Source organism: Flavobacterium riviphilum (genome assembly GCF_055231795.1).
This window is the reverse complement of the sequence record NZ_JBUYSY010000003.1, coordinates 237,522-255,171: the sequence shown is the minus strand read 5'-3', so window position 1 is coordinate 255,171 and position 17,650 is coordinate 237,522. Positions and strand designations below refer to the sequence as shown.

Annotated in this window: 14 protein-coding genes; 1 reads left to right on the top strand and 13 read right to left on the bottom strand. The window is 37.1% G+C overall.

Annotated elements, in window-relative coordinates; translation table 11 throughout:
- Window positions 1–115 precede the first annotated feature (115 nt).
- Window positions 116–1,393, bottom strand: coding sequence for a kynureninase (gene kynU, locus ACZIX2_RS05945; protein ID WP_463339169.1), 1,278 nt, complete (start codon window positions 1,391–1,393; stop codon window positions 116–118).
- Between the two features lie 219 nt (window positions 1,394–1,612).
- Between kynU and ACZIX2_RS05940 the strand changes: the two genes are divergently transcribed.
- Entirely contained in the window at window positions 1,613–2,398 is a 786-nt protein-coding gene (locus ACZIX2_RS05940; protein ID WP_463339168.1) for a hypothetical protein, read from the top strand.
- Between the two features lie 224 nt (window positions 2,399–2,622).
- Here the strand turns inward: ACZIX2_RS05940 and queA are convergent, their stop codons facing one another.
- The 12 genes from queA to ACZIX2_RS05880 all read right to left on the bottom strand — a co-directional run bounded on the left by queA (window position 2,623) and on the right by ACZIX2_RS05880 (window position 17,442).
- Entirely contained in the window at window positions 2,623–3,672 is a 1,050-nt protein-coding gene (gene queA, locus ACZIX2_RS05935; protein WP_463339167.1) for a tRNA preQ1(34) S-adenosylmethionine ribosyltransferase-isomerase QueA, read from the bottom strand.
- 191 nt (window positions 3,673–3,863) lie between these two features.
- Entirely contained in the window at window positions 3,864–5,096 is a 1,233-nt protein-coding gene (locus ACZIX2_RS05930; protein WP_463339166.1) for a 3-phosphoshikimate 1-carboxyvinyltransferase, read from the bottom strand.
- An 86-nt stretch (window positions 5,097–5,182) separates the two neighbouring features.
- Complete coding sequence (locus ACZIX2_RS05925; protein ID WP_463339165.1) at window positions 5,183–5,509, bottom strand: nucleotide pyrophosphohydrolase; 327 nt, start codon at window positions 5,507–5,509, stop codon at window positions 5,183–5,185.
- A 61-nt stretch (window positions 5,510–5,570) separates the two neighbouring features.
- Window positions 5,571–7,559 carry a DUF3857 domain-containing protein gene (locus tag ACZIX2_RS05920; RefSeq protein ID WP_463339164.1) on the bottom strand — a complete coding sequence of 663 codons (1,989 nt, stop codon included), beginning with the start codon at window positions 7,557–7,559 and terminating at the stop codon, window positions 5,571–5,573.
- A gap of 2 nt (window positions 7,560–7,561) precedes the next feature.
- Window positions 7,562–9,577, bottom strand: a complete 2,016-nt coding sequence (locus tag ACZIX2_RS05915) for a DUF3857 domain-containing protein (RefSeq protein WP_463339163.1) — start codon at window positions 9,575–9,577, stop codon at window positions 7,562–7,564.
- Window positions 9,578–9,579: 2 nt separating this feature from the next.
- Window positions 9,580–11,493, bottom strand: coding sequence for a DUF3857 domain-containing protein (locus ACZIX2_RS05910; protein ID WP_463339162.1), 1,914 nt, complete (start codon window positions 11,491–11,493; stop codon window positions 9,580–9,582).
- Between the two features lie 138 nt (window positions 11,494–11,631).
- Complete coding sequence (gene dtd, locus ACZIX2_RS05905) at window positions 11,632–12,084, bottom strand: D-aminoacyl-tRNA deacylase (RefSeq protein WP_463339161.1); 453 nt, start codon at window positions 12,082–12,084, stop codon at window positions 11,632–11,634.
- Window positions 12,085–12,219: 135 nt separating this feature from the next.
- Entirely contained in the window at window positions 12,220–13,197 is a 978-nt protein-coding gene (gene rsgA / locus ACZIX2_RS05900) for a ribosome small subunit-dependent GTPase A (RefSeq protein ID WP_463339160.1), read from the bottom strand.
- A gap of 118 nt (window positions 13,198–13,315) precedes the next feature.
- Window positions 13,316–14,398 carry a chorismate mutase gene (locus ACZIX2_RS05895; protein WP_463339159.1) on the bottom strand — a complete coding sequence of 361 codons (1,083 nt, stop codon included), beginning with the start codon at window positions 14,396–14,398 and terminating at the stop codon, window positions 13,316–13,318.
- A gap of 33 nt (window positions 14,399–14,431) precedes the next feature.
- Complete coding sequence (locus ACZIX2_RS05890) at window positions 14,432–15,310, bottom strand: prephenate dehydrogenase (RefSeq protein ID WP_463339158.1); 879 nt, start codon at window positions 15,308–15,310, stop codon at window positions 14,432–14,434.
- A gap of 102 nt (window positions 15,311–15,412) precedes the next feature.
- Entirely contained in the window at window positions 15,413–16,558 is a 1,146-nt protein-coding gene (locus ACZIX2_RS05885; protein WP_463339157.1) for a pyridoxal phosphate-dependent aminotransferase, read from the bottom strand.
- A 5-nt stretch (window positions 16,559–16,563) separates the two neighbouring features.
- On the bottom strand, window positions 16,564–17,442 hold the full coding sequence (locus ACZIX2_RS05880) for a prephenate dehydratase (protein WP_463339156.1): 879 nt from the start codon (window positions 17,440–17,442) through the stop codon (window positions 16,564–16,566).
- Window positions 17,443–17,650: the final 208 nt, after the last annotated feature.

Sequence of the window (17,650 nt, the reverse complement as noted above, 5' to 3'; positions counted from 1 at the left end):
GAAAGTTAGTAATAAAACTCACCCATAATTGTCGTTTTGAGCGTTTTATTGCTAAAAAAGTCGGTTAGATGCCATTCTAACCGACTTTGTTTTTTACTTACTTGATGCTCCGCTTTTATTTTTCAAGAATTCCTTTTTTGAGAATTTGACCAAAACGATACATATCTTCATAAGAGGTGTATAATGGCACCGGTGCCAATCGGATTACATTGGGTTCTCTCCAATCTGTAATTACGCCGTTTTTCATTAAATAATCAAATAAACTGCGGCCCTCTCCATGTAGAAAAACAGAAAGTTGCGAAGCGCGTTCTTTTGGGTTTGAGGGCGTGATTACTTCAAAAGTACTTTCGACTTCTTTGTCGATTTCATTCAAGATGAATTCTAAATAGGCTGTAATATGATCGCGTTTGGCTATCAAGGCCTCCATTCCTACTTCGGCAAAAAGGTGTACCGAAGCTAAATAAGGAGCTAATGACAGAATGGGCAAATTACTTACTTGCCAACCATCCGCTCCATGAACGGGGTCAAACTGAGGTTCCATTTTGAAACGACGTTCTTTATTGTGTCCCCACCAACCGGCGAATCGTGGCAAACTACTGTCATTATGATGTTTTTGATGTACAAAACAACCGGAAGCATTTCCTGGTCCTGAGTTCATATACTTATAACTACACCAAGCGGCAAAATCTACATTCCAATCGTGCAGTTCAAGTTTGATATTACCGGCTGCGTGGGCCAAATCCCATCCTACTTTGGCTCCTACACGATGTCCAGCCGCAGTGATGATTTTCATATCAAAGACTTGGCCGGTATAATAATTTACACCTCCCATTAACACCAAGGCCAACTCCTCACCTACTTCATCTATTGTACTGATAATATCTTCGAGGCGAATGTTGTGCTCTCCTTCCCTACGTTTGATTTCGACTATGGCCTCCTTAGGATCAAATCCGTGAAACTGCACCTGACTTTGCAATAGGTATTGGTCTGAAGGGAAAGCTTTTTCCTCGCAGATGATTTTAAATCTTTTGGAGGTAGGCTTATAAAACGAAACCATCAACAAATGAAGGTTCACCGTTAGGGTATTCATTACTGTAACTTCGCTGGGCAAGGCGCCCACAATTTTACTTAGCGGCTCTGCAAAGCGCTCATGATAATCCCACCAAGGTTTATCGGCATAAAAATGACCTTCTACAGCCAAATTTGCCCAATCGTTCATTACTTCCTCTACATATTTCTGGGCTCTTTTGGGTTGTAACCCAAGAGAATTTCCGGTAAAATAAATAACTTTTTGGTCATTGACTTTAGGAAAAATAAACTCTTTTTGATAGTCTTTTAACGGATCTTGTGCATCTAATTGCTGAGCAAATTCGAGCGTATTTTTAAAATTCATACTAGTTGTTTTGAGGGGTAAATGTAATAAAAAAAGACTTGCTACAAATAGCGGTAACATGCATCGCATTTTTTTTTGAATTCTAAAGTGTTTCCAGAAAAAGTAGCGCATATGCATATATCATTTTCATGCTATCGAAAGAAAAACTAACACTATTCAACTAATTTTCTTACATTAGCCTTTCAATACTTAATAATCACAAATCTTAACTAGTAAAAAATGAAACCCTCAATCTGTTTTTTGTTCTTCTTTTTTGGTTTGCTTGGTTGCTCTTCTTCCGAAGAGAATACCGTAACGCCCAAAGTAATGACTGTTAACTTGCAAGCCTCCAAAACATCGGTAACGGTAGATGAAGCTTTTTCGGTGGTGGTTTCGAGTGACCAAGTTATCAAAACGATAGGGGTAACCACAGACGGGAGCGATCCTGTAGATTTTACTATGACCAATTTTGGCACTTCTACTACCTTGCATTTTAGCTTTGACACCCTAGGTTCCAAAACTATAAAAGTAAAGGTGCAAAATGAGAAAGAGGAAACGGTTATAAAAACCATTGCAATTAATGTAGAGCGAGGCTCAGCGGTAAAGATAACGGGACTACAAGTAAAATCTTTTTACAATAAAGATCAAACATGGGATACAGAGTTTGCCGCTACAGACAATAATCGATTGGCAGATGTTTTTTTTGGTATCGGAAAATTAAAAGTAAAAGACCCTTTTTCTAGTAATCCAGCGCTTTTAGGAACTTGGTACCGATCTGCCACCAAAGAAAATCAAGGAGATCTGACTTGGGATTTAACGGCGGCGAACTTATATGTTCAACCCTCTTCCAATTTGTATTTTTCATTAGTGGATCAAGATGGGCAGGTGGGTCAAAATTTACTGTTAGGCTTTCCTGATTACAAACAATTTAGTTTTTCTTCTTTTGCAACTAGTAAAACTAAAACCATGACCTATTCTTTTCCTGAAGTTAATTTAGAATTTACCATTACGGTTGAATGGCCATAAATTTCAAATCGTTGTTTGAAAAACCAGATGCGTTAGGGATGGCAATGAAAATACAGGGGTGTTGCGCCTAAGACGATGCCCTAACGAGGAAGCGACCAACGGAAGCTCCCGCAGTAGGAGCAACGACTCGGCGCAACACCCTTGTATTGTAATGTACAGCCCGTAATACGCCCAAAAAAAATCTCGCCAAGACTGACGAGATTTTACTTCTATATTTACTGCTTTTATAGAATTAGCATTGCATCACCATAAGAGTAGAATTTGTATCCTTCTTTGATGGCCTCATCGTAGGCTTTACGCATTAAGTCATGACCACAAAATGCCGAAATCATCATTAACAAGGTTGATTTTGGCGTATGAAAATTGGTAATCATACATGTAGCAATACTAAAATCGTATGGAGGAAAGATAAATTTATTAGTCCATCCATTATAAGGATTAAGCGTATTTTGAGAAGAAACAGAACTTTCAATTGCGCGCATTGAGGTAGTTCCAACAGCACACACTTGCCTTCTCTTTTCTTTGGCTGCATTTACAATATCGCAAGCTTCTTGAGTGATTTTCAACTCTTCGGAATCCATTTTATGCTTGGACAAATCTTCCACTTCTACAGGGTTGAACGTTCCTAAACCAACGTGAAGTGTTACCTCTGCAAAGTTTACTCCTTTAATTTCAAGGCGTTTCAACAAGTGTTTTGAAAAGTGCAATCCAGCAGTAGGTGCCGCAACCGCTCCTTCTTCTTTGGCGTAAATTGTTTGGTAACGTTCTTCATCTTCGGGAGTTACCTCTCTGTTGATGTATTTTGGGATTGGCGTTTCACCAAGTTCAGTTAATTTATTACGGAATTCTTCGTATGAACCATCATACAAGAAACGCAAAGTTCTTCCACGAGAAGTAGTATTGTCTATTACCTCAGCCACTAATGAATCGTCGTCGCCAAAATATAATTTGTTTCCAATTCTAATTTTTCGAGCAGGATCTACTAAAACATCCCATAAACGTTGCTCAGCGTTCAATTCTCTCAACAAGAAAACCTCGATACGCGCTCCTGTTTTCTCTTTATTTCCATACAAACGAGCAGGAAACACTTTGGTATTGTTTAGGATGAGTACATCGCCATCGTCAAAATAATCTATTAAATCTTTGAACATACGGTGTTCGATGGTTTGTTTTTTACGATCAATTACCATCAAACGAGACTCATCTCTATTTTCAGCAGGAAATTCAGCAAGAAGTTCTTTGGGTAAGTTAAAATTAAAGTTGGATAATTTCATTTGAAAAAATTAGAAGGTTATACGTTTGTTATTAAAAGGCTATTTACTTTCAATTTTAAACAGCTGCAAATATACGTTCGCAAGATAGGCGTTGTCAAGTATTTTGCCCTTTATTTTACTTATTACAAGAAAATCACGGCTTTAGCAGGCATAAAAAAACCTTCTTGAGAGAAGGTTTGTAAGTTTTCGGTTTATATTTTGGAATGTTGAAATCCTAAAGTAGTCCAATCGGTCCAAAAATCAGGAAAAGATTTCGAAACCACCTCAGCATCATTAATTTGGATTGGAACGCGGAGTGCCAAAGGGGCAAATGCCATGGCCATACGGTGATCGTTGTAGGTATCTATGGCAATGTTTGGAGCTATTGAAGTGGATGGTTCAAGTGTCAACGTTTCATTGGTTACTTGTATGCTTGCACCTAATTTGGTGAGTTCGATACGCAAGGCTTCCAATCTGTCGGTTTCTTTGATTTTGAGCGTATGCAATCCGGTGAGATGGCACCCTATTCCTAAACCTAAACAAGTTACTGCTATAGTTTGAGCAATATCTGGCGAAGCATTAAGATTGGCCTCAAACGTACTGCGTTGTTCTGTAGTTTCTTTTCTTAAGGTCATGCTATCCTTTTCGAATTTGGTAACCACTCCAAAGTGTTTGTACAAGTCTACTAAGGCAGAATCCCCTTGCAAACTGTTGGGTTTATAACTAGATAATTGGATTTCGGTTCCTGGCTCTGATAGTGCCACTACACTATAAAAATAGGAAGCAGAACTCCAATCGGATTCAACCAGCCCCCTAGCCCCTGAAGGAGAAACCTCTTTTAATGGCTTAACTACTATTGTATTTCCTTCAAAACTTGTTTCTGCGCCAATTTGATTGAGCAAAGCTAACGTCATTTTGATGTAGGGCACCGAGGTTATTTCTCCTACTAAAGTCAATTCGATTCCGTTTTCGAGTTTGGGAGCGATTAGTAACAAAGCCGAAATGTACTGACTGCTCACATTGGCCGGTATTTCTACCTTATTTGCGGTTAATTTGCGTCCTTGAATTCGGATTGGCGGATACCCCTCGGCTTTCTCATAGGTGATTTGTGCACCTAATTGTTGCAAAGCCTCTACCAACACTTTAATCGGACGCTCGGTCATACGCTTTGAGCCGGTTAATACGACTTCTCTTCCTTCATTCACAGAGAAAAAAGCAGTTAAAAATCGCATGGCGGTACCTGCATGATGAATGTCTACTATCGTACTATTTCCATCTAATGCTTTTTGCATCACTTCGGAATCATCGGAATTGGACGTATTAGCTAAAACTATATTCGGATACAAAGCTTGCAATAACAATAAACGATTGGTTTCACTTTTGGAACCTGTAATTGCAATGGAAGACTTTGTATGACAAGTAGACTGATGTAATAGTAAATTCATAGTAGTTTTTTAGGCGCTTTACTCAAATAATTTAAGTGCGCAATTTACCATTACTACTTCACAATTCATAACTCAAAACTCTTAATTTATTGCAATTTTTCGTTGTTTTTGTGACGATCTTTGTCTCTAATTGATTTTAAGTCCATTTTTTTATCAAAAGCGGCTTGCAAATCTATACCGGTTTGGTTTGCCAAACAGAGCACTACAAAAACCACATCGGCAAGCTCCTCACCTAAATCTTTGGCTTTATCACTTTCTTTTTCGGATTGTTCTCCATAACGACGGGCAATGATTCGAGCCACTTCGCCTACTTCTTCGGTAAGTTGTGCCATATTGGTCAATTCATTGAAATAACGAACACCGTGTTCTTTGATCCAATTGTCTACGTCGAGTTGTGCGTTTTTTAGATTCATGGTTTAAAATTTTATGAATGACAAAGGTAGCCAAGTCCTCTTAAAATTGCCTATAGTTGCCTTATGATTTGACTTTTGCAATCACAATATTTTCATTCAATTTTTCGAGAGATTGCTGAAAAAAGCTTTTAACTACCTCATAATAATCACTCTCTACTTTTACTTTATTTATTTGATTAGTGATAATGATTTGTAGTGTATTCCCCTCTTGTTTGGAAAGATAAGAGAACGAAGCTAGGTTGTCCTGAGCATTAATCTTAATTGACTGAGGCAAACTTTCCAAAGTATAACCTTCAGGAATTTCCATATTAATAATGAAACGCTCCGTTTCTGTAGGACCAAAATAGATGGGTAATTTTCGTTCTTGTTCTGTAAACGGATTTTTTAATGATCTTAAAAACAGTAACGGTTTTACATACCACTTCCCTTGGATGACATCAAAAGCATTTTCGAATTCAAAACCATAACTTTCGGTTACCGGCTTAGTATTATCCCCTTTAGCATTGGTCAACACATAATTGTTGATAGTAATACCTTTTAATCGACTTTCAATACGATCGATATTCGCTTCGTGAGTCAAGTCGGCATATCTTTCTCTAAAGTCAAGTGCTGCAAAATCTGTTATTTGACTTTTATAGTTTCCCTGTAGCTTTCCTTCAGGCTCAAGCCTCACTGAGACTGCTATTAAATTTTTAGATTGAGGAATATCGGTCATTTGCACCTCTTCTGAGTTACCATCTTCTTTGATTAATCTCCCGGTCCAATTCAATAATTTGGTCGAAAAAACAGTAGTCGTCGTGAATTTATTAGCAGCATCTAGCAAATAGCGTTTTCCATCGATATTTACCAAAGCAATCACATAATTAAAGCCCGTGCGACCAGGATAATATGGGATGCCATGACCGATAGTACTTACCAAAACTGGATTGGCATTCAACCCTACTGTTTTGAGCATGTTCAACAAGACCAAATTGATTTCGGCTGCATTTCCGGTAGCCGATTCATAGGCTTTTTCCACGGTTTGATCCGTATATACTCCATTTTCTCCATTCCAATTCATCCGATCTTGCACATGTTTGAAAATGGCTTCCATTCTTTCGACCTCGTTGGTTTTGCCTTCTACGCAAGTGCGCACCATAGGAATAAAGTATTTCCCCTTTTGCAATTCCGCTCCAAACTCCTTTTCCTTATAAATCGTCTTAGCTACTCCTTCCCAAGTGATGGAATAATCTTTGTCGGGCTTATCCGTATAACGAATGCGCTCGAGTTCTTGCTGAATTTTGGAAGTATAATTACTCAGATTATCTACAAAATTTTCTTCTTTGATCGCAGGAATATCTTTCGCTGTATAAGTTGTGATGAATTCCCTGTATGAAATGCTTCGATATTGTAAAGAAAAAGCAGAATAAGAGGCAACAGCTTTAGCAAGTCTACTATTTGATTCTACTTCATGATACCCTCTTAAGATCGTCTTATAGATATACATCTCTGGAATGTGAGTTACATATTCAAAAGAATTTAATGGAATATCATATTGTAACTCCATATCAGGCAGTTTAAAAATATTATCCGAGATGTGCACGTATTTAAACTCAATTACAGCACCAACCGCTACGTTGGGCAAAGTAATTTTACCCACTTTCCAATTTTTATCTACTTTCTGTACAAAGGTACCCTCACTTTCCAATTTTGTTTTTACAATTTTGCCGTCTTTCAAATTGTAGGTAGCAGCATCCGAAAATTTCAATTTATCCGGATTCAATTCTTCATAACCGATATAATACGGCACTTCAAAATTGGCCCATTTGAGTCCTTCTTTTTTATAAATTTTGATGCGATAAGTCACTTCGTGTACTGCAAAAAAACCTGTTTCTTTATAATCGAAAGATGTTTTGGCTTTTTTATATAAAATGGCAGCCACAGCAGCCGTATCTTTGGGATGTTGTACTTCTTTCAGTTCAGCAAGGGACACTTTCCCCAATTGAAATTCTTGTGCAAAGCCGATGGCTAAGCAATATAAAAGAAGAAATACAGTTAAATATTTTTTCATTCCTAAGCTTTTTTCAAAACGATTTTTTCATTTTGCTTGTCAATCATTTTTTGATAATAATCTTTAATCATATCATAATAATCTGCTCCTATGATGGAAGTTTTAATTTGATGTTGAGCCGAAATTTGTATTGTATTGCCCGCAACATTGGTCAAGAATTTAAACCCTCCTAGATCCTCTTCCATATTTAAATTTATTGATGAAGGAATGGATTCTACTACATAACCTTCGGGTATTTGAATATTTATAGAAAATTTGTCCATAAATGGGAAACTATAATCTATAGGAAACGCTCTTGACTCTTGTTTGAATGGATTCTCTTTGAAAGTAAAAAACAATAAAGGATTGAAATAAATTTTGTCCTGAATCACTTCGCACAAATCGTTACCTACAAAAGAAAAAACTTCGGTAAAAGGCAATTGCAATTCTTTTTCATTTTTTCGGTTATATTCCTCAACTTCGATCTTGTTATGTTCGTTTTCGAATCGTTCCAAATAAGCGTCTTGATTTTCTTTTTCTAATTCATTACGCTGCAACATGGCATAATGATTATTCATTTGTCGTTGAAATTTACCTTTCACTTTTCCTGAATTTTCGATTGCATATTGCATTGAAATCAATTCATTAGACATCGATTTTGGCATTAAATCAACCTCTGAAGACGTTCCATCTTTGCGTATCAAACGTCCTAGCCAATTCAAATCGCGAATAGGAAGAATATTAGGCATTGCATTTTTGCTTGTTGCATCCAATAGAATCAGTCCCTCTGGTATTTCTACAGCAGCAATCACATAATTGAATGCCGTTCTTGAAGGAAACAATGCAATACCATTAGCACGCGTACTAACCAAAACTGGATTCGCATTCATACCCACGTAACGCAACATGGCAGTTAACATCAAATTGATTTCGGCCACGTTGCCCGTTTTATTTTTGAAGGCCGTTTTTACACCATCATTACAAGAATAGCCTGTAAATTCATTCCAATTAATAGTAGTTTTTACATAATTAAAAATAGCGTTTAGCTTTTCTTCATTGGTCGTTAAATTGGCCACAAGAGCTTTTACCTCCTCCTCAAAGTATCCTGTTTTATTTAATTCAGGGCCAAAATTGGCGTTCTCATAAATTGCCTTTGCCACCGATTCCCAATTGGTAGATAAGTTCTTGTATGGTTGATTGGGATAAAGAATAGAGGACAACTCAAGATTCAAACTCATGATGTAATTATTAATATTATTCACATAAGCTTCTTCTTTCAATGCAGGAACATCTTTTGCAAAATAAGTTGTTCTAGTTTCATTAAACTCTAACTTCTCCTGCGAACTAGAGCCATTTACTACTTGATCTCGACCTAGAGAATTCCGATAAGTATAAGAAATTGATTTTCTGGATTGTTCTACTTTGGTTTGAGGCATGAAATACCCCTTCATATTTGGTTTATAAACGAAATATTCAGGCACGTAGGTTTTAAACTCAGAATAATTTACGGGTATACTGGTTTGAAAAGCCCAATCACTCAACTCTGCCAACCTGGGACTTCTCACTCGATAAGTATATTCTATAATCGAACCTTCTTTAACATTAGGCATAGCGATTTTTTTGCTATTCCAATATTTATTGATTTTTTCAACAAACGTCCCATCGCTTTTCAATTTGGTTTTCTCAATTTTTCCATTCACCAAATTATAGGTAACGGCATCAGAAAAAATAACATCTTCCCTTGGACTACAATCGACGTAATAATGAATGGTTTTATTGGCCCAGTCGTAGCCTTCTTTTTTATATATTTTAATTCGGGTCGTCACTTCGGTGGTCATCACAAAACCGTTGTCTTGCGAATAATCAAAATCTACTTTCCCTTTTTCAAACAATATAGCAGCAACAGCGGCCGTATCTTTGGGGTGGTGCTTTTCTTGTAATTCAGCTATGCTCACTTTTCCGATTTCGAATTCTTGAGAAAAGGTGACACTACTCCATAAAAGTAAAGCAGTAAGCAGCAAGGTAAATTGAAATTTCATGGTTAAAGAGGTTTGGTTAAAATTAGTTTGGCATTGTCATTTTGGTTTACTTTCTCTAAAAAAAGTCGGTATTCATCGTATTCTTTTGCAGTATACGATCCGGAGTTTACTTTAAACACTCTTTTGTAAACCAAGGTTTTATTATCTTTCTTCTCACAAGTATAGCGGTAAGAGCCAAATTTTGTGTTATTCTCAAAAGCGGGTGGCACAAATTCTAATACTAAGCCCTCAGGCAATTGTATCGTAATCTCGTCCTCATCAATAAATCCTCTTTCAATTTCAAAAGGCGTTTTACGATTTCGAATTCTTTTCACTCCACCACCGTATTTATTGAAGGCATTGAGTGGAACCATCATTTTATTCCCAACAAAGGAGCCGTATTTTTGAGCGGCTATTTTGGCTTTTTCAGTAAATTGAATGCTGTTTTTATCGTTTTCAAAAGTGATATTGTCTAGCTTCAAGTTGTTGATGTTATCCCAATATTCTTTGTAATGTTTCTCCTTTTCATCGGGCTGCATCCGAGCGATTGAGGCCTTTCTTTCGTATTGTATCCCCCCTGAAACAATTTGAATTTCTCCTTGAAAATCCCCTTCTGCCGAAATACGAAAAACACCTTTACTAAGTTGTGTGTTCTCCTTTTCAGTATAAACCTTAGTATGTACGATTTCGCCACCTTCGGGTTTAATAATCAAAACGTCTCTATCATCTGTAAAATAAGCTTGAAATCCAAAAGGATCGGTTTGACTGGTACATTCTAACCAAGTGTATTGATCTCCATTGGGAATAGCTAATATGATATGATTGCCTTGCTGAGAAACAAAATCGCCAGTAATGTTTGTTCTTTGTCGATCACCAAAGACTTTGGTATAATAGGAAGTAACTCCAACCGCATTTAACAAAGCCTGAGTATAATTAGTCAAGGCTTTACAATCGCCATACCCTAAACGATCCACATCGGAGGCCAACATGGGTCTCCAACCTCCAATACCTTCTTGGATACTAATGTATCTCACTTTTTGCTGCACAAAATCGTAAATTATTTTGGCTTTTTTGATGGGATCCGTTTCGTTACCTACCAAGTCTCTTACCTTTTGTTGTGTTGTTTCAGGAATCTCATGAGTACCTACTAATATTTTATCGGACCACCATTTACCAAATTCTTCCCAAGTTTTGGCAGAACCATCCACGCCTTCTAGATGAAACGACTCAAGGGCCATCATTACATTGGGTACAATACGATCAAATGCAGGACTTAAATCTTCGTGTTTCTTGGGAACCAAATTGGTGGCTACATAACTTAGTTTAGTATCCGAATCTTCTATTTTCTGAATGTTTTTATCACCAAAATTGTTCTCTTTTTTCTTAAACCCTAAGTGGTTGGGATAAGTTACATTCAATACACTTTTTTCCACTCCTACCAGATAGGCATCTATTGGAAACCATCTAGGAATAAAGGCAGTAGTCGAAGTTTCCGTTTCGCATTCAAAAGTGATGGTAAACGGATAATTTATGGGAGTATACTCTAAATACAATACACGACTGTCCGAAAAAATTGAAAATCCATCAGCGGCGCTATGATCTTTAAAATCCTTTCTTTTGATTTTTTTGATTTCGTTTCCTGCTGCATCCCGAACAATCGCCTGTATGTTTACAATGCTTTTGGACTTATCATAATGTGCATAGGCATCAACGGCACTCATTCCGCTTTCATTCAAAACCGTTACAATACGTTTTTGCTTGACATTCATTTTTCGTTGTGATGTAATCTCAATATCTAATTGATCGAGTCGAACGACCGCATTCGCATTGTATTTCAAACTATCTGGAATGGTGTTCACATTGTAGTTTATCTCTTGGGCAGCCGAAGAATAGCCGAAAAAAGCACCCAAAAGAAGGAGAATATATTTAATTTTCATAAAGAATATAGGGTTAAAAAAAACCTAAATTAACTAAAAAAACTCCAACCGTTTCTTGTTGAAGTTATTCGTAAATTTTTGTTTTTATTTCATTTACGATAATCAAATATATCCTATTTTTTTTAATAAAAAAACTATTTATTCTTTATTTTTAGAGTCTATTTGTATTGTTACTGGCCCATCATTTAACAGTAACACTTTCATATCCGCACCAAAAACACCCGTACCCACTTTTTTACCTAATACTGTTTCCAATTGTTGCACAAAGTACTCATACATCGGAATGGCTTTTTCTGGTCTTGCGGCTTTAATATAGGAAGGGCGATTCCCCTTTTTGGTCATGGCATGCAAGGTAAATTGAGATACCGCAATAATATCTCCTTCAACCTCTTGAATTGATAGATTCATGAGGCCGTTTTCATCGCTAAAAATGCGAAGGTTTACAATTTTCTGACTTAGCCAATCGGCGTCATCTTTGGTATCAGCGTCTTCAATACCTACTAAAACTAAAAGTCCTTTTTGGATTTCGGCTACTATCTCGTCCTCAACAGTTACTGAGGCTTGGGATACTCTTTGGATTACAACTCTCATAGCCCCCTAACCCCCCAAGGGGGAATTACAACGTGAATAAATATTAACAATCATATTTAAAAAGATTTAAAAAGCTACATAACAAATAATCAAACACTCTATTTGAGTTCCCCGCCAAGGCGGGAATAGGGGGCTTTACTCCCTCGTTTTATCACTTGCCTTGCGATCTTCGTCATAAATATCAGTGCGGTAATGTTCGTCGTCTCCTTCTAAGATTTTGAGATAACTATTGTATCGTGTCCAAGCAATTTCGTCATTATCTAAGGCAGCTTTTATAGCACAATGTGGCTCTTCTTTGTGCAAACAATTATTGAACTTGCATTGTTCCTTTAATCGGAAAAATTCAGGGAAGTAATCGCTAATTTCTTGCGGATCCATATCCACAATTCCAAAACCTTTTATACCAGGCGTATCAATAATTCGAGCATCAAAAGACAAATCAAACATTTCGGCAAAAGTGGTGGTATGTTGCCCTTGTTTACTTTGTTCGGAGATGTTTTTGGTTTTCAAATCCAAACTTGGCTCTAAGGCATTTACCAAAGTAGATTTTCCCACCCCTGAATGCCCAGAAAACATACTAGTTTTACCAAGCATTAATGCTTTCAATGCGTCTAGTCCTTTTCCTTCAGCAGCTGACACTCTTAAGCATTGATAGCCTATTTCTTGATAAACGTGTTGTCTATATAACTGCTCATCGAGAGTTTCCTCGTTCAAGGTGTCTATTTTATTAAAAACTAAAATGGTTTCAATGCCATAGGCCTCTGCAGTTACCAAAAAACGATCAATAAAAGCATACGTAGTTGGTGGATTATCTATCGTAATCAACAAGAATACAAGGTCGATATTTGATGCAATAATGTGTTTTTGATGTGATAAATTAACCGATTTACGAACGATATAATTTTTACGGTCATGAATCGCATGAATGGTTCCGGTTATAGTATCCGAAGTTTGATCCAACTCAAAATCTACTACATCGCCTACCGCAATGGGATTGGTACTTTTAATGCCTTTGATACGGAATTTCCCCTTGATTCTACACTCAACAAAATTTCCTTCTTCCGATTTTACGGTGTACCAACTTCCTGTAGATTTGTATACGGTTCCTGTCATATTAGGATTTAACTTTAAAAAATTGCAGCAGTAATGCTTTTGCAAAGATAACTGATTTTGGATGACTTCTTAACCTAATAAAAAATCCCAAAACTTTCGTCTTGGGATTTTAATGGTTTTAAGCATTCAATACTTTATCTTGTTTGTTGATACTTTCTTGGTGAATCGCTTTGAACATTTTTAAAACAAACTCTTCCGAAAGGCCTCGTTTTTCTCCTTCCAATATCATTCTACCTAAAATTTCATTCCAACGGTTGTTTTGTAATACCGCCACGTTAGCCTCTTTTTTCACTTTCCCAATTTCGACAGCCACTTCCATACGTTTTCCTAATAAGTCTAGTAGGTTTGAATCCAACATGTCGATATTAGCTCTTAATTGACCCATTTTTTTGGTAAACTCGTCGGACACGTCATTGTGTTTTCTCACCTTTAAATCTTTGAAGATCTGTTTTAATGCCGCCGGAGTCACTTGTTGAGCCGCATCACTCCAAGCATTATCTGGATCAATATGCGTTTCGATGATCATCCCGTCATAGTTCAAATCCAAAGCTTCTTGGGTTACTTCAAGAATCATTTTACGATCTCCAGTAATGTGAGATGGATCAATAATCAAAGGCAAATCTGGGAATTTGTTTTGCAATTCGATTGCAATTTGCCATTCTGGAATGTTGCGGTATTTGGTTTTTTGGTAAGTAGAAAACCCACGGTGAATCACCCCTAGTTTTTCGATTCCTGCCATATGCAAACGCTCTACACCACCCAACCACAAGGCTAAATCAGGGTTCACTGGGTTTTTGATCAAAACGATTTTATCTGTTCCTTTTAAGGTATCAGCAATTTCTTGAACCGCAAACGGATTGGCCGTAGTACGTGCCCCAACCCATAATACATCAATGTCATTTTCTAAAGCCAATTTGCAGTGTGCTGCAGTAGCTACTTCAGTTCCCATTAACAAACCTGTTTCGGCTTTGGCTTTTTTCAACCATTTTAATCCAATCTCGCCTACCCCTTCAAAACCACCTGGACGCGTTCTTGGCTTCCAAATTCCGGCTCTAAATACACTTACATCAGAATCTTTCAATTCGTGTGCAATTTTTAATACTTGCTCTTCGGTTTCAGCGCTACAAGGACCTGCTATCACTAATGGATGCGTTAAATTGAACGCCTCCAACCAATTTCTCATTTCTTTTTTATTTTCCATCTTATTTTTTATTTACCGTTTTATGATCGTTAATTATTGTTTTTTGTTTGCACTATTACTTGGTGAACTCATCCCATTTAAAATTTCTTTAATTCGATTCACACTTTGCATTTCATTGTAAATCGCCTCGTATTCTTCACTTTGTAATAAATCTTTGAATTGCGTTAAGTTGGCAATATACTCCTCCAAACTTTTCACTACCTGCTTCTTATTTTGTTTAAAAATGGGCGTCCACATGGCTGGTGAACTTTTGGCCAATCGCACCGTACTTTCGAACCCCGAACCCGCCATGTCAAAAATATCTTGTTCGTCTTTTTCTTTATTGATAACCGTTTTACCCAACATAAATGAACTGATATGCGACAAATGCGACACATACGCAATGTGTTTATCGTGCGATTTGGGTTCCATATACCGAATGCGCATTCCTAAACTTTTGAACAACTCTATAGCACGTTCTTGCAATTTGAACGAAGTTTTCTCCACCTCGCATATGATATTGGTTTTCCCTTGAAACAAGCCTTTGATTGCTGCAGAGGGGCCAGAAAATTCAGTACCTGCGATAGGATGTGTGGCAATATAATTTCTTCTTTTAGGATGATATTCTAAGGCTTCGCAAATTGGTTTTTTGGTTGAACCTACTTCAAAAACAATGGTGTTTTCGCCAATATGATTTAAGATTTCTGGCACCACATTCAAGGCAACATCAACCGGTACAGATACAATCACAAAGTCAGCATATTCCAAATCTTGAAGACTTCCTTCTTGGTCTATAACACCCAATGCCAATGCTTCTTTCAAATGATGCTCGTTGGTGTCCATACCGTAAATAGTAGCTTCGGGATACACCTCTTTTATATCCAAAACCATTGAACCTCCTATCAAACCTATTCCTATTACGTGTACATTCATTAAATTCCAAATTTTTAAATTCCAAATTCCAATCGATAACGGGAGCCAAAACGTAAAGCTCAAATACCTGTTATCAAGAACTATCTATTCCCTCTTTAGAGGCTAAAAACGACGAATCGCTTCTTCAATTTTTTCTTCTTTCACACACAAAGCAAATCGGATGTAGCCTTCGCCATTGGAACCAAAAATGGTTCCCGGTGTAATAAAGATGTATTTTTCATATAATATCTTATCAATAAAATCTTCCGCGGATGTGATGCCTGCTGGAAGCTTTGCCCAAACAAACAAGCCAACGCCATCTTTATACACCTCACAACCTAATTTCTCGGCCAACTGTTCGGTCAACACTCTTCGTTTGGCGTAAATCGCATTCATTTCGCCGAACCAAGAAGCGTCGCTTTGCAAAGCCGCAACAGCCCCTTTTTGAATGCCGTAAAACATACCACTATCCATATTACTTTTTACTTTCAATACCGCATCTATTAAAGTGGCATTTCCAGAAACCATTCCTACGCGCCAACCTGCCATATTGAAAGTTTTGGACAATGAATTCAGCTCTAAGGCTACTTCTTTCGCTCCTTCCACTTGCAACAAACTCATTGGTTGGTCGTTCAAAACAAAACTGTATGGATTATCATTAACCAATAAAATGTTGTGTTTTTTGGCAAATGCCACTAGTTTTTCAAACAAATTCAAATTACCTCTGGCTCCTGTTGGCATATGCGGATAGCCAATCCACATCAATTTTACTTTAGTTAAATCCATTTTTTCCAAAGCCTCAAAATCAGGTTCCCAATTGGTACTATCTTTCAAGTCATAATATAGTGGCACCGCACCTACTAAATTGGTCACCGAAGTATAGGTTGGATAGCCTGGATTTGGAATCAAAACGCCATCACCTTCATTCAAAAAAGCCATAGAAATATGCATAATTCCTTCTTTGGACCCCATCAAAGGCAAAATTTCGGTGGCACTCTTTAAGGCAACTTGAAAATTCCTTTGGTAAAAATCGGCCATAGCTTGTCTTAATTCTGGCAAGCCTTGATAGCTCTGGTACTGATGTGCATTTTCATCATTCATACCAGCAATCATGGCATCGACAACTGCAGGAGCAGGCTTTAAATCAGGACTACCAATTCCCATATTGATGATGGGTTTTCCTTCACTAGCCAATTGACGTACTTCACGCAATTTTGAGGAAAAGTAATATTCTTCTACAATAGCTAGTCTTTGGGCTGTATTTATCATTTCTATTAACTTAATTCTAAATTGGAATTCTTTACTTTTTCAGATTGTAACTCGATCAATGGTTTCGTATTAGGATACTCACCCAACACTTTAAAATAATCGGCCATAATATTTACTAGGGCTTTTGCCTTGGCATAGTCCTCATATTTTTCAAAAGTCACGTCTACAAAAAAAGAGTATTTCCAAGGGGTTTCAATTTTTGGTAAAGATTGTATTTTGGTCAAATTCAACTTGCAATCACTCATCACATTCAGAACTGCTGCCAAGCTGCCTCGTTTATGATCCAATTCAAATTTTAATGAGGCCCTATTGATCTTATCTTCAGAAACAAATGAATTTTCTTTTTTAAGAATCACAAATCGCGTCATGTTGTTTTTTATGGTCTGAATAGACGGCGCAATAATCTCCAATTGATACATTTCGGCTGCGGCCACACTGGCTATGGCGGCAATGCCTCGGATTTGATTTTGCTGAATTCGACGTGCTGTTTCGGCCGTATCCTTATCCTCAACCAACTTGATGTTGGGATATTGTTTCAAAAAATCCATACATTGTAACAAGGCCATCGGATGAGAATGCACTTCTTGAATTTCTTCAATTTTTTGACCGGGCAAAGCCATCAGGTTTTGATGTATATCTAGGTAATGTTCACCTATGATATGCAAATTATTTTTATCGATTAAGGCGTAATTTGGAATAATGGAACCAGCAATGGAATTCTCTATAGCCATGACCGCTTGATCACTCCTTCCTTTGAGTAAACTATCTACCAATTCTTCAAAAGACAAACACTCGTCTACTTCGATATTTTGGTAAAAATAATCCTGGGCCACTTGATGGTGAAATGATCCTTTAATTCCTTGTATTCCTATTTTTGTTCTCATATAATCAAAAAAAAAATCCTGATTTTCATCAGGATTGTATCGTAGTTTAATTAGTTTTCTTTTACTTTCAAATAACTATAGCACAATCCCTACTTCTCAAAGAAGAAATAAAAAGTGTAGCTAAAGTAAAAACGGTTGTTCAACATTTTGTTATTTGTTTTTTCTGAATGATCTCTTGGCAAAGATAAAAACTTAATCCAAAATTCTA